This is a genomic window from Rhizobium sp. CG5 (assembly GCF_023701945.1).
GTDB lineage: Bacteria > Pseudomonadota > Alphaproteobacteria > Rhizobiales > Rhizobiaceae > Allorhizobium.
The window spans coordinates 220,341-241,656 of the sequence record NZ_JABAEF010000008.1 but is presented as its reverse complement, the minus strand read 5'-3'; the positions used below and the strand labels follow the sequence as shown (position 1 = coordinate 241,656).

General features: G+C 61.5%; 19 protein-coding genes. 17 read left to right on the top strand and 2 right to left on the bottom strand.

Features of this window, described 5'->3' with window-relative positions; genetic code table 11:
- Positions 1 to 4 precede the first annotated feature (4 nt).
- Positions 5 to 934 (top strand): lipid A biosynthesis lauroyl acyltransferase, encoded by a 930-nt coding sequence (locus tag HGO38_RS15495; protein ID WP_250956793.1) that lies wholly within the window; start codon positions 5 to 7, stop codon positions 932 to 934.
- 297 nt (positions 935 to 1,231) lie between these two features.
- Positions 1,232 to 2,062, top strand: a complete 831-nt coding sequence (locus HGO38_RS15490) for a PAS domain-containing protein (protein WP_250956792.1) — start codon at positions 1,232 to 1,234, stop codon at positions 2,060 to 2,062.
- A 35-nt stretch (positions 2,063 to 2,097) separates the two neighbouring features.
- Here HGO38_RS15490 and HGO38_RS15485 read toward each other — a convergent pair whose 3' ends face one another.
- Positions 2,098 to 2,619: a hemerythrin domain-containing protein gene (locus HGO38_RS15485; protein ID WP_250956791.1), complete on the bottom strand. Its 522-nt coding sequence runs from the start codon at positions 2,617 to 2,619 to the stop codon at positions 2,098 to 2,100.
- A 305-nt stretch (positions 2,620 to 2,924) separates the two neighbouring features.
- Between HGO38_RS15485 and ccoN the strand changes: the two genes are divergently transcribed.
- The 9 genes from ccoN to gnd all read left to right on the top strand — a co-directional run bounded on the left by ccoN (position 2,925) and on the right by gnd (position 12,779).
- Entirely contained in the window at positions 2,925 to 4,553 is a 1,629-nt protein-coding gene (ccoN, locus tag HGO38_RS15480) for a cytochrome-c oxidase, cbb3-type subunit I (protein ID WP_250956790.1), read from the top strand.
- A gap of 12 nt (positions 4,554 to 4,565) precedes the next feature.
- Positions 4,566 to 5,297, top strand: coding sequence for a cytochrome-c oxidase, cbb3-type subunit II (ccoO, locus tag HGO38_RS15475; protein WP_250956789.1), 732 nt, complete (start codon positions 4,566 to 4,568; stop codon positions 5,295 to 5,297).
- Between the two features lie 10 nt (positions 5,298 to 5,307).
- On the top strand, positions 5,308 to 5,460 hold the full coding sequence (locus HGO38_RS15470) for a cbb3-type cytochrome c oxidase subunit 3 (RefSeq protein WP_250956788.1): 153 nt from the start codon (positions 5,308 to 5,310) through the stop codon (positions 5,458 to 5,460).
- Between the two features lie 3 nt (positions 5,461 to 5,463).
- Positions 5,464 to 6,327: a cytochrome-c oxidase, cbb3-type subunit III gene (gene ccoP / locus HGO38_RS15465; protein ID WP_250956787.1), complete on the top strand. Its 864-nt coding sequence runs from the start codon at positions 5,464 to 5,466 to the stop codon at positions 6,325 to 6,327.
- Positions 6,328 to 6,621: 294 nt separating this feature from the next.
- Complete coding sequence (ccoG, locus tag HGO38_RS15460; RefSeq protein WP_250956786.1) at positions 6,622 to 8,208, top strand: cytochrome c oxidase accessory protein CcoG; 1,587 nt, start codon at positions 6,622 to 6,624, stop codon at positions 8,206 to 8,208.
- Positions 8,205 to 8,702 carry a FixH family protein gene (locus tag HGO38_RS15455; RefSeq protein ID WP_250956785.1) on the top strand — a complete coding sequence of 166 codons (498 nt, stop codon included), beginning with the start codon at positions 8,205 to 8,207 and terminating at the stop codon, positions 8,700 to 8,702. Before ccoG ends, HGO38_RS15455 begins: the two co-directional genes overlap by 4 nt.
- The gene (locus tag HGO38_RS15450; RefSeq protein ID WP_250956784.1) at positions 8,699 to 11,005 is read left to right on the top strand and encodes a cation-translocating P-type ATPase; all 2,307 of its coding nucleotides are present in this window, start codon (positions 8,699 to 8,701) and stop codon (positions 11,003 to 11,005) included. The genes HGO38_RS15455 and HGO38_RS15450 overlap by 4 nt, the downstream gene beginning before the upstream one ends.
- Positions 11,002 to 11,157 (top strand): cbb3-type cytochrome oxidase assembly protein CcoS, encoded by a 156-nt coding sequence (gene ccoS, locus HGO38_RS15445; RefSeq protein WP_250956783.1) that lies wholly within the window; start codon positions 11,002 to 11,004, stop codon positions 11,155 to 11,157. The genes HGO38_RS15450 and ccoS overlap by 4 nt, the downstream gene beginning before the upstream one ends.
- Before the next feature lie 194 nt (positions 11,158 to 11,351).
- The gene (gene gnd / locus HGO38_RS15440) at positions 11,352 to 12,779 is read left to right on the top strand and encodes an NADP-dependent phosphogluconate dehydrogenase (RefSeq protein ID WP_250956782.1); all 1,428 of its coding nucleotides are present in this window, start codon (positions 11,352 to 11,354) and stop codon (positions 12,777 to 12,779) included.
- Positions 12,780 to 12,814: 35 nt separating this feature from the next.
- On the opposite strand, the gene HGO38_RS15435 is transcribed toward gnd, so the two are convergent.
- On the bottom strand, positions 12,815 to 13,858 hold the full coding sequence (locus HGO38_RS15435; RefSeq protein ID WP_250956781.1) for a LacI family transcriptional regulator: 1,044 nt from the start codon (positions 13,856 to 13,858) through the stop codon (positions 12,815 to 12,817).
- Between the two features lie 193 nt (positions 13,859 to 14,051).
- Here HGO38_RS15435 and HGO38_RS15430 point away from each other — a divergent pair, with 193 nt between their 5' ends.
- The 6 genes from HGO38_RS15430 (at position 14,052) to HGO38_RS15405 (ending at position 21,298) form a co-directional block, all read left to right on the top strand.
- Positions 14,052 to 14,261 (top strand): hypothetical protein, encoded by a 210-nt coding sequence (locus tag HGO38_RS15430; protein WP_250956780.1) that lies wholly within the window; start codon positions 14,052 to 14,054, stop codon positions 14,259 to 14,261.
- 45 nt (positions 14,262 to 14,306) lie between these two features.
- A complete protein-coding gene (locus HGO38_RS15425) occupies positions 14,307 to 15,542 on the top strand; it encodes an ABC transporter substrate-binding protein (RefSeq protein WP_250956779.1) in 1,236 nt (411 codons plus the stop codon).
- 179 nt (positions 15,543 to 15,721) lie between these two features.
- Entirely contained in the window at positions 15,722 to 16,627 is a 906-nt protein-coding gene (locus tag HGO38_RS15420; RefSeq protein ID WP_250956778.1) for a carbohydrate ABC transporter permease, read from the top strand.
- A 19-nt stretch (positions 16,628 to 16,646) separates the two neighbouring features.
- Positions 16,647 to 17,555, top strand: a complete 909-nt coding sequence (locus HGO38_RS15415) for a carbohydrate ABC transporter permease (RefSeq protein WP_502941578.1) — start codon at positions 16,647 to 16,649, stop codon at positions 17,553 to 17,555.
- A 3-nt stretch (positions 17,556 to 17,558) separates the two neighbouring features.
- Positions 17,559 to 18,650: an ABC transporter ATP-binding protein gene (locus HGO38_RS15410; RefSeq protein ID WP_250956777.1), complete on the top strand. Its 1,092-nt coding sequence runs from the start codon at positions 17,559 to 17,561 to the stop codon at positions 18,648 to 18,650.
- 191 nt (positions 18,651 to 18,841) lie between these two features.
- Positions 18,842 to 21,298: a beta-mannosidase gene (locus HGO38_RS15405; RefSeq protein WP_502941575.1), complete on the top strand. Its 2,457-nt coding sequence runs from the start codon at positions 18,842 to 18,844 to the stop codon at positions 21,296 to 21,298.
- Positions 21,299 to 21,316 lie beyond the last annotated feature (18 nt).

Below are 21,316 nucleotides of genomic sequence, written 5' to 3'. Positions count from 1 at the left end.
CCCGGTGAAGATGATCCTCACCCGCCTCGTGCTCGCACTTAGGCGCTTCCAGCAATGGCTGGTGGCGCAGCTGATCTTCGGTTTCCTGAGCGTCCTGAAACTGCTGCCTGCCGACCCGGCGATCCGCTTCGCCGATCGGCTGATGCGTTGGATCGGGCCGAAGCTTAGCCGGCATCGGCTGATGCTGGTCAATCTGCGCAATGCCTTCCCGGAAAAGAGCGACGAGGAGATCCAGTCGATCGCGCTGGCAAGCTGGGGCCATATGGGCCGGCTTGCGGCGGAATATATCTTCCTCGACCAGATCTTCGATTTCGATCCGGAGCAGGGGAGCGAGGGCCGAATCGAGGTCTCCGGCATCCCGATCTTCATGGATCTGCGCGACAACCCGCGGCCGTTCATCGTCTTTACCGCCCATACCGGCAGTTTCGAGCTACTGCCGGTGGCCGGCGCTGCGTTTGGCCTCTATGTGACCGTGCTGTTTCGCCCGCCGAACAATCCCTATATCGCCGAAAAGGTCTTTGACTTCCGCAAGGCGCGCATGGGCAAGCTCGTGCCGTCCCATGCCGGCTCGTCCTTCGCGCTGGCAAGGCAGCTGGAGGCGGGCGGCGGTGTCGGCGTGCTCGTCGACCAGAAATTCACGAAGGGCGCACCGACCTCCTTCTTCGGTCGCGACGTCCGCACCAATCCGCTGCTGGCCAAGCTCGCCCGCCAGTTCAATTGCGAGATCTATCCGGCCCGCTGTATTCGTCTGCCCAACAACCGTTTCCGCCTCGAGATCGAGCCCAAGGTCGATCTACCGCGCGACCCGACGGGGCTTCTGGACGTTCAGGCGACCGCACAGCTGCTGAACGACAAGGTGGAGTCGTGGGTCCGCGAATATCCCGAACAATGGCTGTGGTATCACGACCGCTGGGCGATCAAGCGGCAACTCTGAAATCCCTTAGGCAGAGTCCCCGATCGCAAGGATCGGCGTGGAACGAACCCGGTCGATCGCGCTGTGGAGCCGAGCCGGTAGCATGCCGCTGCCTTGCCAGCATGCCCATGTCGATGCGGCAAGGCCAAAATAGAAGTTCTAATTTAACATCAGTTGAAGTGCTTATTTAAGCGGTGTTGCATAACAACGTCGTCCGCCATCGCGTCGATGTACTTGATGCAGGGCAGCTATGCAGTCACCCTAAACTTGTTTGGTTGAATGTGAGGCCTATTCATGTTAATGCGATTGCACGGACCGATGGCCATTATGACCTGCCGTTTTGACGTAATTCAGTGCGTTTCAGCTTTGAAGTGCATGTCAATCTTTCGAAAGGTAGTTGCGTCTGCAATGTCACAGGGAGGACGGGACGGCCATCTGTCAGTATTGTTCGATGCGCTTTTGCTGCGGACTCGGCAGCTGCAGCAGGCGGTGCGGGTCGGCAATGACGATTTGGTCCTGTTGCTGGATCGCCAACTGGATCCGCTGATATCGGCGATTGTCGAGTACCGGGCGGAGACCACCCAGCAGGTCCATCAGCAGCTCGGATTCTTCAGCGAACTGGTTCGTCAGGACGCTGACGATCGCTCCTGCGTCGTGCGGTATTCCGGAGCGCTCGCCGTTCTTCTCGATCGCTATTTCGGTGACGGCAATCAGCTCGACAATTGGGCGCCGCCGCAAATGCCCGTGCGGGCAGGGTCGGCTGGACAGTCGTCTGAAAATGACATCGTTCTGAACGAAGCCATCCTCGACGCCCTTCCGGATCGTATTTTTGTTCTGACCCGCGACTATCGCTACCTCTATGCAAATGCGGCCTATGCCGCGTCCGTCCAGTCGGTTCCGCTGGATCTGATTGGACGCCATGTTAGCGATGTCATGGGCGAGGCGTGTTTCGAAAGAGAGGCGAAGCGGAATTTTGACGGGAGCTTTGACGGCCAGGCCGTCGAATGCCGCGGCAAGCGAAGGCTTCCGTCGGGTGACGTTGCCGTCTATCGACGTTTCATCCCCATGCAGGCCGGCAACGGCCCTGTCATCGGCGCAATCCTGCAGGAACGCGACCTGCCGGAGCCGGCAGGTGAGGGCGACGTCTGACAGACCCGATCCGGGCATTGACCCGGAGCGGTCCGTCAATTGTGGCCGGTCACCACCGTGTCTTCGGGAATCTCCTTTAGCAAATGCTCCCGTTCAAATGCGATATGACGTCGCATGCCCTCGAAGAACCCGCGCAGCATGTAGCCGACCGCCTCCATGTTGACCGGTTCCCCGGAGCCGAGCTTCAGCAGGGCATCGGTCAGTTCCTCGGCGAAGCACTCGTCCTCGCAATGCTCGAATTTCAGCCGGCTGAGGGTGTCGGCGAGCGGCTGGCTCTTGGCAATGCGCCCCTCAAGCCATGGGAAAAGAACGTTTTCCTCGTAGTGATGGATGCCGCGGATCAGCGGTCCCAGCGCCTTGGCCGCATAGATGCACTTCTGCCGATCGATGCTGCCCGGCAGAGAATCGGCGATTTCCTCCAGTTCGCGACACAGGGAGAGCTGTTCATCATGGGCGCGGTTGAGCCAGGCGAGCGATCGCCCTTCCATCAAGGCGCAGAAAGGCACCGGCTTTCCTGCCGCGTCCTTCGGGCCGCCTATGCCGTTGTTTGATTGCATCTCCGCATCTCCGTCTTGAGGGTCCGCAAGGGCTTATGACAATGTGACCGCGGCGATCAGGACGTATTGGGAATCCCGTTCGCGCCGTCGCTGCCTTTGAGCGATCGACACGCCTCGTCACGGATTCCAGCCTGCACCTTTGCCGTTATTCTTTGTGTGCAAACTGCGTGTTGCTTGCATTGATTTAAATCAAGGTATCTTGTCGCCATGAATGGCAAGTCTGCAAACAAGGCAGAAGATACCCGATGCCACGAGGCAGAAGGTATATCTGTGAGATATCAGCAAGCCGTTGGGGGATTCCAACAATGAATTATACGTTAGAGACCATGGGGATGGCCGTCCTGGCCTTCGCCGCGCTGCTCGGGGTCGCTTTTGCCCATGACAGCTTATTTGCCGCCCATATGTGGGTCGCCTTCTTCGCGCTGCTTGGCGGCACGATCGTCATGTTGCGTCGTGCCAGTTTTGCGCCCGCGAACGTCAAGACAGCTGCGCAGCTGAAATCCGAATACTTCGACGAAGTCGTCAAATACGGCGTCATCGCCACGGTCTTCTGGGGTGTCGTCGGCTTTCTCGTCGGCGTGGTCGTTGCGTTGCAACTGGCCTTTCCGGACCTCAATATCGAGCCCTGGTTCAACTTCGGCCGCATGCGGCCGCTGCACACATCCGCGGTCATCTTTGCCTTTGGCGGCAATGCGCTGATTGCCACCTCCCTTTACGTCGTACAGCGCACCTCGCGCCAGCGGCTGTTTGGCGGATCGCTCGGCTGGTTCGTGTTCTGGGGATACCAGCTTTTCATCGTCATGGCGGCAACCGGCTATCTCCTCGGCATCACCGAGGGTCGCGAATATGCCGAGCCCGAATGGTATGTCGATATCTGGCTGACGCTGGTCTGGGTGGCCTATCTGATCGTCTTCCTGGGCACGATCATGACCCGCAAGGAGAGCCATATCTATGTTGCCAACTGGTTCTACCTGTCGTTCATCGTCACCATCGCGATGCTGCATATCGTCAACAATCTGTCGATGCCGGTGTCCTTCCTCGGCTCGAAGAGCTACTCGGTCTTCTCCGGCGTTCAGGATGCCCTGACCCAGTGGTGGTACGGCCATAACGCCGTCGGCTTCTTCCTGACGGCCGGCTTCCTCGGCATGATGTACTATTTCGTGCCGAAACAGTCGGGACGCCCGGTCTATTCCTATCGCCTGTCGATCATCCACTTCTGGGCCCTGATCTTCATGTATATCTGGGCCGGTCCCCACCATCTGCACTACACGGCTCTGCCGGACTGGGCGCAGACCCTCGGCATGGTCTTCTCGATCATGTTGTGGATGCCGTCCTGGGGCGGCATGATCAACGGCCTGATGACGCTGTCTGGCGCCTGGGACAAGATCCGCACCGATCCGATCATCCGCATGATGGTCATCGCCATCGCCTTCTACGGCATGTCGACCTTCGAGGGTCCGATGATGTCGATCAAGTCGGTCAACTCGCTCAGCCATTACACCGAATGGACCATCGGTCACGTTCACTCCGGCGCACTCGGCTGGGTCGGCATGATCAGCTTCGGTGCCATCTACTACCTGACGCCCAAGCTGTGGAACCGCAACCGGCTCTATTCGCTGCGTCTGGTCAACTGGCACTTCTGGCTCGCAACCCTCGGCATTGTCGTCTACGCCGCTGTGCTGTGGGTTGCCGGTATCCAGCAGGGTCTGATGTGGCGTGAATACGATGAACAGGGCTTCCTGGTCTATTCGTTCGCCGAATCGGTCGCAGCCATGTTCCCGTACTTCGTCCTGCGGGCCGTGGGCGGCACCATGTACCTCGCTGGCGCTATCATCATGGCCTACAACGTGGCGATGACGATCCTGGGTTATGAACGGCAGGAAGCCCCGATCCCTGGATCGGTCGTGCCCGCTGCAGTTCAGCCGGCTGAATAAGGAGGACTTGAGATGTCTATTCTCGACAAACACGCAATTCTCGAAAAGAACGCAAGCCTCCTGTTCCTCGGTTCGCTGCTGGTCGTCACCATCGGTGGCATCGTTGAAATCGCTCCGCTCTTCTACCTGGAGAACACGATCGAAAAGGTGGAAGGCATGCGGCCCTATTCGCCGCTGGAGCTGGCCGGCCGCAACATCTACATCCGGGAAGGGTGCTATGTCTGTCATAGCCAGATGATCCGGCCGTTCCGCGACGAAGTGGAACGCTACGGCCATTATTCGCTGGCCGCGGAATCGATGTACGACCATCCCTTCCAGTGGGGATCGAAGCGCACCGGGCCGGATCTGGCCCGGGTCGGGGACCGCTATTCCAACGAATGGCATGTCCAGCATCTGACCGAGCCGCGCGACGTCGTGCCGGAATCGATCATGCCGAGCTACTCCTTCCTGAAGCACACGCCGCTGAAGATCACCGATGTCGGCATGGACCTCAAGGCCAATGCGATCGTCGGCGTTCCCTACACGGAAGAGATGATTGAGAATGCCAAGGCCGATCTGGCAGCCCAGGCTGACCCGAATGCGGACACGGCGGCGCTTCTGGCCCGCTATCCCAAGGCCAAGGTCGGTGATTTCGACGGCAATCCCGCCGTGCTGACCGAGATGGACGCCCTGGTGTCCTATCTCCAGATGCTCGGCACGCTGGTCGACTTCACCACGTATGATGACGCAACCGGATATCGTTGAGGAGGCTGTTATGGAAACCTACACGGCCATGCGCCACTTCGCCGACAGCTGGGGTCTCCTGGCCATGGCTTTGTTCTTCGTTGGCGTAATCGTCTTCACGTTTCGGCCCGGCGGAAAGAAATCCGCCGACGACGCGGCAAGCATCCCTCTCAAGGAGGATTAAGAGATGTCTGGAAAGCATATTGACGAAATCAGTGGCGTCGAAACCACTGGCCACGAGTGGGATGGCATCCGCGAACTGAACAACCCGATGCCGCGCTGGTGGGTCTGGACCTTCTATGCGACGATCGTCTGGGCGATCGGCTACACGATAGCGTACCCGGCCTGGCCGCTTCTGACGACCAATACCAAGGGCCTGCTGAACTACACCAACCGTGGGGCTCTGACCGAGGAACTGTCCACGGCGAAGTCTGCCCAGGCCGTCTATCTCGACAAGATCGCAGCCCTGCCGCTGAACGAGATCGTCGCTGACAAGGAACTGGCCCAGTTTGCCGTGGCCGGCGGTGCTGCCGCCTTCAAGGTGAACTGCACCACCTGCCATGGGTCGGGTGCGGCCGGCGGTCCCGGTTATCCCAACCTCAATGACGATGACTGGCTGTGGGGTGGCGATCTGGAATCGATCTACACCACCCTGTCGCATGGCATCCGCTATGACACCGATCCGGAGACCCGCGTCTCCGAAATGCCGGCCTTTGCCGACATTCTCGAGCCCGAACAGGTCAAGCAGGTTGCAGCCTATGTGGTCAGCCTGACCGGAACCCCGGCCGATGCGGCCATGGTGGAGCCCGGCAAGCAGCTGTTTGCCGAAAATTGCGCCTCCTGTCACGGCGAAGATGCCAAGGGCGGTCGCGATTTCGGGGCGCCGAACCTTGCCGATGCCATCTGGCTGAAGGCCAGCGGCGAAGCCGGCATTGTGAGCCAGGTCTCAGCCCCCAAGCACGGTGTCATGCCGGCCTGGACCGCCCGCCTCGGCGAAACCACCGTCAAGGAACTGGCCATCTACGTGCACCAGCTCGGCGGCGGCGAATAAGCACAACAGCCGGTCCCCTTGCGTCAAGGGGACCGGCGCCTGCCGATTGTTCTTGACAGGACCGTTTGAAAAGCCGCGCATATTGTCGCGGCTTTTGCCTTTCCAGCGGCTGCGAGACGCCTTTGATCGGCTCGAATGGGCGCATTTTCCGGCAAATCCCAAGAAAACCTGCTCCGATCGCTAGATATAGAAGAAACCCTATGAATTGCGACGCTTGGTCGCTGCTTGATATAAGTCAAGGCGGGATAAGAACGGAACTGGGACAAGAAGCGCCAGAACGAGAGGTCCTTTCCAATGAACTTGCAGGAAGCCAATGACAGGGCGGCGGCATCCGCCGAAATCGAACGTTCGGATGCGGAGGCGGTCAACTCGGCCAAGACCCGTCGTCCGCTTTATGAAGCCCGCGCCAAGATCTTCCCCAAGCGCGCCTCCGGGCGTTTCCGGCAATTCAAGTGGCTGGTGATGCTGGTCACGCTCGGCATCTACTACCTGACGCCCTGGCTGCGCTGGGATCGCGGCGCCTATGCGCCGGATCAGGCCGTGCTGATCGATCTGGCCCACCGTCGATTCTATTTCTTCTTCATCGAGATCTGGCCGCAGGAATTCATCTTCGTGGCCGGCCTGCTGGTCATGGCAGGCTTCGGCCTCTTCCTGATCACGTCCGCGGTCGGGCGCGCCTGGTGCGGCTATACCTGTCCCCAGACGGTGTGGGTCGATCTGTTCCTGGTGATCGAGCGGTTCATTGAGGGCGACCGCAATGCGCGCATCAAGCTCGAGACCGCGCCCTGGACCTTCGACAAGATCTGGAAGCGAGTGACCAAGCATGCCGTCTGGCTGGCCGTCGCGGTGCTGACCGGCGGTGCCTGGATCTTCTATTTTGCCGACGCGCCTGATCTGGCGATGGAGTTCATCGAGGGCAATGCCGCACCGGTGGCATACTTGACCGTCGCCGTCCTCACCGCCACGACCTATGTCTTCGGCGGCCTGATGCGCGAGCAGGTCTGCATCTACATGTGCCCGTGGCCGCGTATCCAAGCAGCCATGCTCGATGAAGATTCGCTGGTCGTCACCTATAACGACTGGCGCGGCGAGCCGCGCACCCGCCATGCCAAGAAGGCGGCCGCTGCCGGCGAAAGCATCGGCGATTGCGTCGACTGCAATGCCTGCGTGGCGGTCTGTCCCATGGGGATCGACATCCGTGACGGCCAGCAGCTCGAATGCATCACCTGCGCGCTGTGCATCGACGCCTGCGATGGCGTGATGGACAAGATCGGCAAGCCGCGCGGCCTGATCGCCTATGCGACGCTGGACGAGTATCAGGGCAATATGGCGCTGGCCACCAACAATGGCACAACCGCGATCATACCGGAAAATGTCCGCACGCCGGACGGCCGCTTCAGCGACAAGATCCGTCATTTCAACTGGCGCGTCATCCTGCGCGCCCGCACGCTGCTGTATATGGGTGTGTGGCTGGCCGTCGGTGCCGGTCTCGTGGTGGCGCTGCTCGGTCGCGACCGGCTCGAGCTCAATGTGCTGCACGATCGCAACCCGCAATATGTGCTGGAATCCGATGGTTCGATCCGCAATGGGTATACCGTTCGCATCTTGAACATGATCCCCGAACCGCGCAATATCATCGTGTCGATTGACGGCCTGCCGGATGCGGTGATGAAGGTGAACGGTCTTGCGGCGGACGAAGTGCGTTCGTTCTCGGTCTCGGTCGAGCCCGATGAAGCGACGACTTTGAAAGTCTTCGTGACGATGCCGGGCGATCAGGTGGCATGGACCTCGGAGGAGTTCCGCGTCATTGCCAAGGATGCCGCGAGCGAAGAACAGGATGTCTATACCGCTGTCTTCAACGGACCAGGAGTCAAGAAATGAGTGCGAGACAGGAGAAAGCCGGCTTCGTCTTCACCGGATGGCACATGTTCGGGGTGTTGTTCCTGTTTTTCGGAACGATCATCACCGTCAACCTGACCATGGCCTATTTCGCGACGTCGACCTGGAGCGGCCTCGTCGTCCAGAACACCTATATCGCCAGCCAGGAATTCAATGGCAAGGCGGCGTCGATCCGCGACATGCTGGCAACCGGCATTAGGGGAAAGCTGACGGTGTCGAAGGGCGAAATCCTCTATGAACTGGCCATCCCCGACCGCGGCCCGGTCGAGGCGGACAAGGTCACGGCGCATTTCAAGCGTCCGGTCGGCGAGCACCAGGATTTCATCGCCGAGATGCAGCCGGTCGGCAATGGTCGCTACACGGCCAGCCATGAGGTCCTGCCCGGCCACTGGATCGTCGAGGTGATCGCCGTCAAGGGTGACAAGATCATCATGCACGAGGCCAATCGCATCGCCGTGATCGGAGAGGCCAAATGAGCTGCTGTGCTGCGGGATCGGAAGGGGCACTGGATATCGAGCGGGCCAGCCATGGCCTGCCATCTCCGGAGGAACTGCGGCTTTCGAGCCGTGATCTGGGCGACGGGCTGTGGCAGGTCGACCTGAGCGTCCCCGCCGTCTATTGCGGCGCCTGCATCTCGACCCTGGAGAGAGCCTTGCGGGGCTTGCCGGAAGTCGAGCGGGCCCGCGTCAATCTCTCCTCCAAGCGCGTTGCCGTGGTCTGGAAGGACAAGGTCGGCGACATCCCGACCGATCCGACCGTCATCGTGCGGGCGATTGCGGCGAGCGGTTACGAATCCCACCTGTTTACCGCGGCGGAGGGGGCATCCGACGAGCTGCGCAACAAGCTGATCCGCGCCGTTGCCGTCTCCGGCTTTGCCGCCACCAATATCATGCTTCTGTCGGTCTCGGTCTGGTCGGGCGCCGATGCATCGTCCCGCGACATGTTTCACTGGATCTCGGCGATGATCGCCGCACCGGCCCTGATCTATGCGGGCCGCTTCTTCTACCAGTCGGCCTGGAACGCCCTTCGCCACGGCCGCACCAATATGGACGTGCCGATCGCGCTGGCCATCACGCTGTCCTATTTCGTTTCGCTCTGGGAGACGATCCACCATGGCGAGCATGCCTGGTTCGATGCCACGGTGTCGCTGCTGTTCTTCCTGTTGATCGGCCGGACGCTCGACCATATCATGCGCGAAAAGGCCCGCTCGGCGATCAGCGGTCTGGCCCGGCTCAGCCCGCGCGGCGCCATGGTCGTCCATGCCGACCGGACGCGCGAATATCGTCCCGTCGAGGACATCAAGGTCGGCGATCACATCGCCATAACAGCCGGCGAACGGGTGCCGGTCGACGGCATGGTGACTGCCGGGGCCACCGACATGGATGTCTCGATCGTCAATGGCGAAAGCGCGCCGCTGCCGGTGTCGGTGGGCTCTGCGGTGCAGGCCGGCACCCTGAGCCTGACCGGTTCGCTGACGATTTCGGCGACCGCGACGGCGCAGAATTCCTTCCTGTCGGAGATCGTCCGCCTGATGGAGGCCGCCGAAGGGGGCAGGGCGCGCTATCGCCGCATCGCCGACCGGGCCGCGCAATACTATTCTCCCGCCGTGCATCTGCTGGCCATCACCGCCTTCGTGTCCTGGGGGCTTTATGACGGCGACTGGAAGCATGCCATGCTGGTTTCCATCGCCGTGCTGATCATCACCTGCCCCTGCGCATTGGGCCTGGCCGTTCCGGTCGTGCAGGTCGTGGCGGCAGGCCGCCTGTTCAAGCACGGCATCATGGTCAAGGACGGCTCGGCCATGGAACGGCTGGCCGAGATCGACACCATCGCCTTCGACAAGACGGGAACCCTGACGCTCGGCCGGCCGCGGCTGGTCAATCGATCCGAGATCAGCGCGCAGAATCTCGCCATTGCCGCCGGCCTCGCGTCGCTGTCCCGTCACCCGCTGTCGCGGGCCATCTTCCGGGCCGCCGAAGGCGTCATGCAATATTTCGACGGCGTTCGCGAGATCCCCGGCTCCGGCGTCGAGGCGCAAGGTCCCGAGGGCCTCTATCGGCTTGGCAATCGTCGCTTTGCCTGTGGTCAAGCGGATGATGCGGCTGCAGATCCAGCCTCCCTGTCCGAGGTCGTGCTGTCGCTGGACGGGGTGGAGCTGCAGACCTTCCAGTTCGAGGACACGCTGCGCGCCGGTGCCCAGAAGGCGGTGTCGGACCTCAAGCGCAAGGGCTTTGCCGTCGGAATTCTGTCCGGTGACCGGCCGGCCGTGGTGGCCGCACTCAGCAGCCGTCTCGGCATCGATCAATGGCGGGCCGGCCTGTCGCCGCGCGACAAGGCCGAGGCCTGCACAGAGGCCCGCGACCGTGGCCGCAAGCTGCTGATGGTGGGCGACGGCATCAACGACGCCCCGGCATTGTCGGCCGCCCATGTGTCGATCGCACCGGCCACCGCCGCCGATGTCGGCCGCCAGGCTGCCGATTTCGTCTTCATGCACGAAAACCTCGAGGCCGTGCCCTTTGCCATCGAGGCGTCGCGTCGCGCCGGCCGGCTGATTCGCGAGAATTTTGCCCTGGCGATCGGCTATAACGTCATTGCCGTGCCGATCGCTCTGGCCGGCTATGCAACGCCGCTGATCGCCTCGATCGCCATGTCGACCTCGTCGATCATCGTCGTGGTCAATGCCCTGCGGCTGAACCGTCTGAGCCTCAAGCCGTCGACGGAGGCCGGTGAGCTGCGCCTTCCGCCGGTGGTGGCCGCCGGACCAAGGCTTGCCTCATGAACATGCTCGTCTATCTCATTCCGATCGCCCTGTTTCTGGGCGGTCTGGGCCTGTTTGCCTTTCTCTGGTCGTTGAAGAGCGGCCAGTACGAAGATCTCGACGGGGCAGCCTGGCGCGCCCTGGATGACGACGACGACCGTCCGTCGCCCTGACGATCAGCGATCCCATGCTGTAAGAAAAGGGAGCCGATTGCGGCGGCATGATCCTTTTCTCCCGTCTCTGTTTCATCCGTTTTTTTAGAAACTGTGTTTACGTCTCATCGCGCCGCAGCCCTTGCCGCGTCGTCCAAGGAGTGCCACAAAAGCCACCTTGATTTGACATGTTTCAATGGAAATGGAGAAGCGGGATGCAAAAGGCGGAAATCGGATTGATCGGCCTCGGCGTCATGGGATCGAACCTTGCCCTGAACATTGCGGAAAAGGGCAACCGGATCGCAGTGTTCAACCGGACACCGGCACGGACTGCGGAATTCGTCGCCGAAGCCGGTGATCTCGCCGGCAATATCATCGGTTGCGCCACGATCGAGGAATTCGTCGAGGCCATTCGTCCGCCACGCCCGATCATTATCATGATCAAGGCCGGCGACGCCGTCGACCAGCAGATGGACCTCCTGAAGCCGCATCTGTCCGCCAACGACATCATGATCGACGCCGGCAATGCCAATTTCCGCGATACGATCCGCCGGTTCGATGCGCTGAAGGACAGCGGCCTGACCTTTATCGGCATGGGCGTGTCGGGTGGCGAGGAGGGCGCCCGCCATGGTCCCTCGATCATGGTTGGCGGCACCGAGGACAGCTGGAAGCGGGTCGAGCCGGTGCTGACTTCGATCTCCGCCAAATTCAACGATGACCCCTGCGTCGCCTGGCTCGGCAATGACGGCGCCGGCCATTTCGTGAAAACCATCCACAACGGCATCGAATATGCCGACATGCAGATGATCGCCGAAATCTACGGCATCCTGCGCGATGGCCTCGGCATGAGCGCCACGGCGATCGGCGATGTCTTCGGTCAGTGGAACACCGGCCGGCTCAATTCCTACCTGATCGAAATCAGCGAAAAGGTGCTGAAGGCCAGCGATCCGGTCACCGGCAAGCCGATGGTCGATGTCATCCTTGACAGCGCCGGCCAGAAGGGTACCGGCAAGTGGTCGGTGATCGAGGCGCAGAACATGGGCGTCGCCGCCACCGCCATCGAGGCGGCCGTCGCCGGCCGTGTGCTCTCCTCGCAGCGCCAGGAGCGTCTGGCCGCCGAAAAGATCTTTGGCCTGCCACCGAAAGTCCAGGGTCAGACCCATGACGGCATGGCCTTCCTCGCCGATCTGGAAAATGCGCTGCTGGCCGCAAAGATTGCCGCCTATGCCCAGGGCTTTGCCGTGATGGCGACAGCCTCCAAGGAGTTCGGCTGGTCTCTGCCGATGCCGACCATCGCCCGCATCTGGCGGGCTGGCTGCATCATCCGCTCGCAGTTCCTCGACGAGATCACCTCGGCCTTCACCAAGGAACCGGATGTCGCCAACCTGATCGTCACGCCGGCCTTCGCCAAGATGGTCAAGGACACCGATGGCGCGCTGCGTCGGGTCGTCTCCTATGCGGCGCTGAACGGTCTGCCCGTTCCGGCCCTCTCATCGGCGCTGTCCTATTTCGATTCCTATCGGCGCGGTCGCGGCACGGCCAACCTGATCCAGGCGCAGCGTGACTTCTTCGGCGCCCATGGCTTCGAGCGCCTCGACGGCGTCGACCGGCCGCATGGTCCCTGGGGCAGCGGGGCGGTGTAAACCCCGCACCGGGCCTCAGTTTCCCGGTTTGGCCCTCAGGCCATTGTCGTCCAACTCGGTTCGCTGATGCTTTGCAGCGTCAGCGGGCCGGCACCATCGATCTGGCCGATCACCGCCTTGGCCAGTTCCCGTCCGGCGGTCCGGATATCTTCGTTCATGGTGATGATCTCCGGCCGGATCCAGTTGAGGATGCCGCTGTTCTGTTTCGAGACCAGCTCGACATCTTTGCCGATCGCCTTTCCTGCCGCCTCGATACCGGCCATCACCGCGATCGTGGAATTGCCGCTGCAGGAGATGAAGCCGTCCGGCGCATCTGGCCCCTGCATCACCTGTTCCACCGCATCGCGGATAGCCGCCAGCCGCGAGTCGATGTTGACCGCAGGGATGGCGACCTCTTCACATCCCGTTGACTTCAGCCCGGCGAGATAGCCGGCCCGCGTATGGGACCAGAAGGTCAGCTGCGGTGGCGGCATCAGGATGGCAATGCGCTGACAGCCCTTGGCCGCCAGCCGCTCCACTGCCTCGCGTCCAAAGCGCTCGTTGTCGAAATCGTGAAAGGGGTGGACGATCCCCATATCGGTGCGGCCATGGGTGGCAAAGGGCATGTGCCGCTCGGTCAAGAGCCGCACGCGCGGATCGTTCGGCTCCATGCGCGAGATGATCACGCCGTCGGCGGAGCCGGTATCGAGAATGTAGCGGATCGGCACCATCGGGTCGCGGCTGTTGGAATGGGGCGTCACGACCAGATGATAGGACGTGCTGTTGAGCACTTCCGAAATGCCGAACACCAGGTTGGAGGTCAGCCCCATGACCTCTTCATCGACGCTGAGCACGAGCGCGATGACATTGGTCTTGCCGGTCCGGAGGCGCACGCCGGCGCGGTTCGGCTGGTAGCCCAGTTGCCGGGCCACCATGCGCACCCGCTGCTTGGTTTCCGCGCCGATATCGGGGGCATCCTTCAGGGCGCGCGAGACGGTGGTAATGCCGAGCCCCGTCATGAAAGCGATGGTCTTGAGCGTTGGCCGCTCCCGTGACGTCGCCTCGATGCCGGCCTTGTCACCCTCGAATTCCTGTTTCATGCCTACCCCGTCACTGCCTGCAAATTGTCACTATAGTTGCCATGGCCCCTGCTGCAAACGGGTGCGGCTGCCTTTCGGGTCACTGCCGGAAAGACCAAATCTGTAACGATACAGTAATTTTGTCGAGCATTTTTTTCGCATACACGCCTGCATCACACCGTAGGTTGAGTCGCAAGGACGGGACGAGGTTGTTGTGCAGCCGCGAGATGCCGTTTTTGTTCTCATGACGACGATTCAGCCGTTAAATGGCTTTAACGAAGCGATTTCAACTCTTAAAATCGATGCGGCAGCGCAAAAACAGTCGCATCCGCAGTATGTGAGGCAGATCGCGAAAAACAATCATGGCGGGTATAAAAGGTCAGTCAGAAAAAAATCGCGCCGAGTGGTTGCGCCGCGAAAATGATTCGACTAGGTTTTTACGGCAACGTTTCAGTGAGGGAGGAGACTCATGAATTTTCGTAGCGTAGCGGTAGCTTTAGCCGCAAGCGTCGTATTGCCTTTCGGGGCGGCCCATGCCGCCGACCTGGAGGTAACCCATTGGTGGACATCGGGCGGGGAGGCGGCCGCGGTCGCTGAACTCGCCAAGGCATTCGATGCCACCGGCAACAAATGGATCGATGGCGCCATCGCCGGATCGGGCGGGACAGCCCGGCCGATCATGGTCAGCCGCATCACCGGCGGCGACCCGATGGCCGCCACCCAGTTCAATCACGGCCGCCAGGCCGAGGAACTGGCCGAGTCCGGCCTGATGCGCGACCTGACGGATGTCGCGGAGAAGGAAAAGTGGAAGGAGTTCATTCGTCCGCTCAGCCTGCTGGACTCCTGCACCATCGACGGCAAGATCTATTGCGCCCCCGTCAACATCCATTCCTGGCAGTGGCTGTGGCTGTCCAATGCGGCCTTCAAGACCGCTGGCGTCGAAGTCCCGAAGAACTGGGATGAGTTCGTCGCAGCCGCTCCGGCGCTCGAAAAGGCCGGCATCCAGCCGCTCGCCATCGGCAGCCAGCCCTGGCAGGCCACCGGTGCTTTCAGCGTCTTGATGATCGCGATCGGCGGCAAGGACGCCTATCTCAAGGTCTACCAGGACAAGGATACCGAAATGGCGGGCGGTCCTGAAATCGGCAAGGTCTTCAAGGCCGCCGACGATGCCCGTCGCATGTCCAAGGGCAGCAATGTCCAGGACTGGAACCAGGCGACCAACATGGTCATCACCGGCAAGGCCGGCGGCCAGATCATGGGCGACTGGGCACAGGGTGAATTCCAGCTGGCCGGCCAGGTGGCGGGCAAAGACTATACCTGCCTTCCCGGTCTGGGCGTCAACGAGATCATCACCACGGGTGGCGACGCGTTCTACTTCCCGGTCCTGAAGGACGAGGAGAAGTCCAAGGCCCAGGAGGTTCTCGCCTCCACCCTGGTCAGCGCCAAGACGCAAGTTGCCTTCAACCTGAAGAAGGGTTCGCTGCCGGTTCGCGGCGACGTCGATCTGGCCACGGCAAACGACTGCATGAAGAAGGGCCTTGATATCCTGGCCAAGGGCAATGTCATCATCAGCACCGACCAGCTGGTATCGGCCGACACCCAGAAGCAGCTCGAGGATCTTTTCTCGGAGTTCTTTGCCACGGCCACGATGACGCCGGACGACGCGCAGAAGCGCTTCACCGCCATCATTGCCGCCGCCGACTGAACGTAAAGGTTCGTTGTCTTGAAAGGCCGGTCCCGCATGGCGGGGCCGGCTATCGAACCCGAAACACTTTCGCTGGGACCGGCTCGGGCAGGTCGTCGCCATCGCTCGCAGAGCGTGCCGCGGTGTGCTGACCTGTCGCCACCATCAGCAAAGTCGTTGTGAGCCAGGAGGACCAACCCATGACGGGCCAAGCGCGCGCCGGCCGGCCAAACCAATGGCTGCGCAATCTGAATTCCAAGATTGCCTCCATCCCGATGATCATCACCTCCGTCGTCATCTTTCTGGGCGGCACCTTATGGACGGTGTTCTATTCCTTCACCAATTCCAAGCTCCTGCCGCGCCTATCCTTTGCCGGGCTTGATCAGTACGAGCGTCTCTGGGCGGCACCCCGCTGGGTCATGTCGATCCAGAACCTGGCGATCTACGGGCTTTTCTCGCTGGTGTTCAGCCTGCTCATCGGCTTCGTGCTGGCGGCCCTGATGGACCAGAAGATCCGCTTCGAAAACACCTTCCGCACCATCTTTCTCTATCCCTTTGCCTTGTCCTTCATCGTCACCGGCCTGGTCTGGCAATGGATCCTCAATCCGGAATTTGGCGTGCAATCCGTGGTGCGGTCGCTGGGCTGGACGAGCTTTGCCTTCGATCCGCTCTACAATTCCGACATCGTCATCTATGGCATCCTGATCGCGGCCCTCTGGCAGGGCACCGGGCTGGTCATGTGCCTGATGCTGGCCGGCCTGCGCGGCATCGACGAGGATATCTGGAAGGCCTCGCGCATCGACGGCATCCCGATGTGGCGAACCTATATCTTCATCATCATCCCGATGATGCGCCCGGTCTTCATCACCACGCTGGTGATCATCGCCAGCGGCATCGTCCGGGTCTACGACCTTGTGGTCGCGCAGACCTCCGGCGGTCCGGGCATCGCCTCGGAAGTGCCGGCCAAATATGTCTACGATTACATGTTTCAGGCGCAGAACCTTGGCCAGGGCTTTGCGGCCTCCACCATGATGCTGCTGACGGTCGCCATCATCATCGTGCCCTGGGCCTATCTGGAATTTGGCGGAGGACGCAAACGTGGCTGACACTATCGCTGACAACACCATGGCTGCCGGGCGCAGCGCGCGTATGGCGGACGGTCCTCGCGGCAAGAAGCCGAAGCCGACATTCTCGCCCCGCAACATCATGCTCTACGGCACGCTGTTCGTGGCGGCCGCCTATTATCTGCTGCCGCTCTATGTGATGGTCGTGACCTCGCTGAAGGGCATGCCGGAAATCCGGCTCGGCAACATCTTCTCGCCGCCGGTGGAAATCGTCTTCGAACCCTGGGTGAAGGCCTGGAGCGAGGCCTGCACGGGTCTGAATTGCGACGGCCTGTCGCGCGGTTTCTGGAATTCGGTGCGCATCACCATTCCCTCCACCATCGCGTCGATCGCCATTGCCTCGGTGAACGGCTATGCGCTGGCCAACTGGCGCTTCAAGGGAGCGGAGATCTTCTTCACCATTTTGATCATCGGCGCCTTCATCCCCTATCAGGTGATGATCTACCCGATCGTCATCGTGCTGCGCGAAGTCGGGCTCTATGGATCGCTGACCGGCCTGATCATCGTGCATTCGATCTTCGGCATGCCGATCCTGACGCTGCTGTTCCGCAATTACTTCGTGTCGCTGCCGGAAGAGCTGTTCAAGGCGGCCCGTATCGACGGGGCGGGCTTCTGGCAGATTTTCCTGCAGATCATGGTGCCGATGTCGCTGCCGATCTTCGTCGTCGCGATGATCCTGCAGATCACCGGCATCTGGAACGACTTCCTGTTCGGCGTCGTCTTCACCCGGCCTGAATATTACCCGATGACGGTGCAGCTCAACAATATCGTCAACTCGGTCCAGGGCGTGAAGGAATACAACGTCAACATGGCAGCGACGCTGCTGACCGGCGCCGTTCCGCTCATCGTCTATTTTGTTTCCGGCCGTCTGTTCGTCCGCGGCATCGCTGCCGGCGCAGTCAAGGGTTAAGCCATGTCCATCAGTGTATCGATCAAGGATCTCTCGCTCAGCTTCGGTGCCGTCACCGTGCTGAAAACCCTCAACCTCGACATCAAGGATGGCGAATTCCTGGTGCTGCTCGGCTCGTCCGGCTGCGGCAAGTCGACCCTGCTCAACTGCATCGCCGGCCTGCTCGAGCCGACCGAAGGGCAGATCTTCATCAAGGACAAGAACGTCACCTGGGAAGAGCCCAAGGACCGCGGCATCGGCATGGTGTTCCAGTCCTATGCGCTCTATCCGCAGATGACGGTGGAGAAAAACCTGTCCTTCGGCCTGCGCGTTGCGAAAGTGCCGGCCGACAAGATCAAGGAGAAGGTGGCCCGCGCCGCCGAAATCCTGCAGATCGAGGCGCTGCTCAATCGCAAGCCGGGCGAATTGTCCGGCGGTCAGCGCCAGCGCGTTGCCATCGGCCGTGCCCTGGTGCGCGATGTCGATGTCTTCCTGTTCGACGAACCGCTGTCCAACCTCGACGCCAAGCTGCGCTCGGAACTGCGCGTCGAGATCAAGCGGCTGCATCACTCGCTGAAGAATACGATGATCTACGTCACCCATGACCAGATCGAGGCGCTGACGCTGGCCGACCGCATCGCCATCATGAAGAGCGGCGTCATCCAGCAGCTTGACGATCCCATGGTGATCTACAATCGCCCGACCAATCTGTTCGTCGCCGGCTTCATCGGCTCGCCCTCGATGAATTTCCTGCAGGGCGAACTGGTCGAGCGCAACGGCGCGATCGTGTTCGAGACCGGCCGCGTCACCTTCTCGCTGGCCGGCTATGACGCCGGTGAGCCCTTGACGGCGGGCCGCAAGGTCACCCTCGGCGTCCGGCCCGAGCATATCAAGGTCGACGACGACATCCCGGCCGGTGCCGAGATCCATAGCGCCGTCGTCGATATCGAGGAACCGATGGGCGCCGACAACCTGCTCTGGCTGAAACATGCCGGGCATATCATGTCGGTGCGCATCGGCGGCACCCGCCGCTTCGCGCCGGGCGCCTCGGTGCGCCTCAGCTTCGACATGTCGGTCGCCTCGCTGTTCGACGCGGCAACCGAGGAGCGGATCTGAGACGGCGTAACCTGCCCCTCACCCTGACCCTCTCCCCGCAAGCGGGGAGAGGGGACGGCCGGGGTGGTGCCTCTTGTCCCTTCTCCCCGTGAACGGGGAGAAGGTGCCGGCAGGCGGATGAGGGGCATGCGACAGCGGCCCTTGTGACCGCGAAAATTGGAATGGGCCGACGACCCGAAATTGAGATGACCATGATAATTGCTACACCCAAGACCATCGATCTTTCCGGCACCTGGCAGCTGCGTTCGGCGGACGGCGAGCATGCCACGGACATGCGGGTGCCGGGCGACGTGCATTCGGCGCTGCAGGCGGCCGGTATCATCGAGGACCCGTATCAGGGTCGCAACGAGATCGACGGGCAATGGGTGGCAAAGCGCGACTGGATCCTGGAGCGGACCTTCACGCTCAGCGACCTGGAAACCGGCTGGTATCTCGATATCGACTATCTCGACACGGTCGCGGTCGTCTTCGTCAACGATATCCCGGTTCTGTCGGCCGACAATTGTTTCCGCCGCTACCGGCCCGATGTCTCCTCGGCCCTGCAGCCGGGCGACAATACCATTCGCATCCACATCCATTCGAGCATAACCGCCGGTGCCGAGCGCCAGGCCCGCCAGCCGTTCTACGTGCCGTATTCCACCGACAACTCGCCGATCCCCAATGGCAACATGCTGCGCAAGCCGCAATGCCATTTCGGCTGGGACTGGAATATTGCCCTGGCACCGCTCGGTCTTTACGGCACCGTTGCCCTGAAGAAGCTCGACCCGGCCCGCATCGAGCATCTGGTCACCCGCCAGGTCCATCATGGCGACGGCAGCGTCGATCTGCATGTGGCGCTGACGCTTTATTCCGAAGACCCGGCCATCGTGCCGGTGCATTTCGGCCTCGATGGCGAACGGCTCAGGCTCGACTGCGGCATCGGTGCCGGCGAGACGGTGGTCAACCACGTCTTCCACATCGACAGCCCCAGGCTCTGGTGGCCGGCCGGCAGCGGCGAGCAGGCACTTTCTGCGCTTGAGGTCGACATCCCCGGCGAGACCGCCCACCGCCAGATCGGCTTCAGAACCGTGGAACTGCTGACCGACAAGGACGCGGCCGGCAATCGTTTCGCTTTCCGCATCAACGGCCGCGAAATTTTTTGCCGCGGCGCCAACTGGATCCCGGCCGACGCCCTGTTCTCGCGCACCAGTCCGGAAAAGACCGAGGACCTGCTGCGCTCGGCGGTCGATGCGAACATGAACATGATCCGCGTCTGGGGCGGCGGCTTCTACGAGCAGGACCATTTCTACGATCTCTGCGACCGGCTCGGTCTTCTGGTCTGGCAGGACTTCATGTTTGCCTGCAATCTCTATCCCTGCAGCGAGGATTTCCTGGAGAATGTCGCAGCCGAGGTCGACTATCAGGTTAAACGGCTGTCGTCCCATGCCTCGATCGCGCTGTGGTGCGGCGACAACGAACTGGTCGGCGCGCTCAACTGGTTCAAGCCATCGCGCGACAACCGCGACCGCTATCTGGTCGCCTACGACCGCCTGAACCAGGTGATCGAGCAGGGGCTGAAGAAGGCGGCGCCCGAGGCCCTGTGGTGGCCGTCGAGTCCGGCGTCCGGCTATCTCGACTACGGCGATGCCTGGCATGCCGATGGTTCGGGCGACATGCATTACTGGTCGGTCTGGCACGAGAACAAGAGCTTTGACAATTACCGGACCGTCCGGCCGCGCTTCTGCTCGGAATTCGGCTTCCAGTCCTACACGTCCCTGCCGGTGATCGAGAGTTTTGCGGCGGCAAAGGACATGAACATCGCCTCGCCGGTGATCGAACTGCATCAGAAGAATGCCGGCGGCAACGAGCGCATCGCCGGCACCATGTTCCGCTATTTCCGCTTTCCCCGGGACTTTGCCAATTTCGTCTATCTGAGCCAGATCCAGCAGGGCCTGGCCATCAAGACGGCGGTGGATTTCTGGCGCTCGCTGAAACCCCATTGCATGGGCACGCTCTACTGGCAGCTCAACGACACCTGGCCGGTCGCCTCCTGGGCAAGCCTCGACTATGGCGGCGGCTGGAAGGCGATGCATTTTATGGCGCGCCGTTTCTTCCAGCCGGTCGCGGTTGCCGCCATTCCCGCGCAGGACGGCCGGTCGATCGCCTTTTCCATGGTCAACGATACGGCCGAGCCGCTGACCATCGACATGAACCTCTATGCGCTCACCCTGGACGGTGTGCGCGTGCCCATGAAGACCGCCAACGATGTCTGCGAAGCCGATCGCGCCGGCACGCTGATGACGCTGGACACAGCAGAGATCAAACCGGGCCAACTGATCGTCTGGAGCTTTATCGCCTCCAACGGCATGAGCGGCGAGGGCCATTACGTGCACGGCACCTACAAGGCGCTGGAGCTGCAACCCTCCGGCCTGACGATCACGGCAGCGCCGCTCAGCAGCAGCGGCTATGAGCTGACCGTCAGCGCGACCGGCCTCGCCCTGTTCGTGATGATCAACAGCGATGTGCCGGGTCGGTTTTCCGACAATGCCTTTGATCTCACGGCCGGTGAAAGCCGCCGCATCCTGTTCACGCCGTCGGCCGCGATGCCGGGCGGCGTGGAGCCAAGATTTACCGCCTACGATCTCCAGTCCTGCCAGCAGGCAGCGTAGGCCCATGACCCACCACAA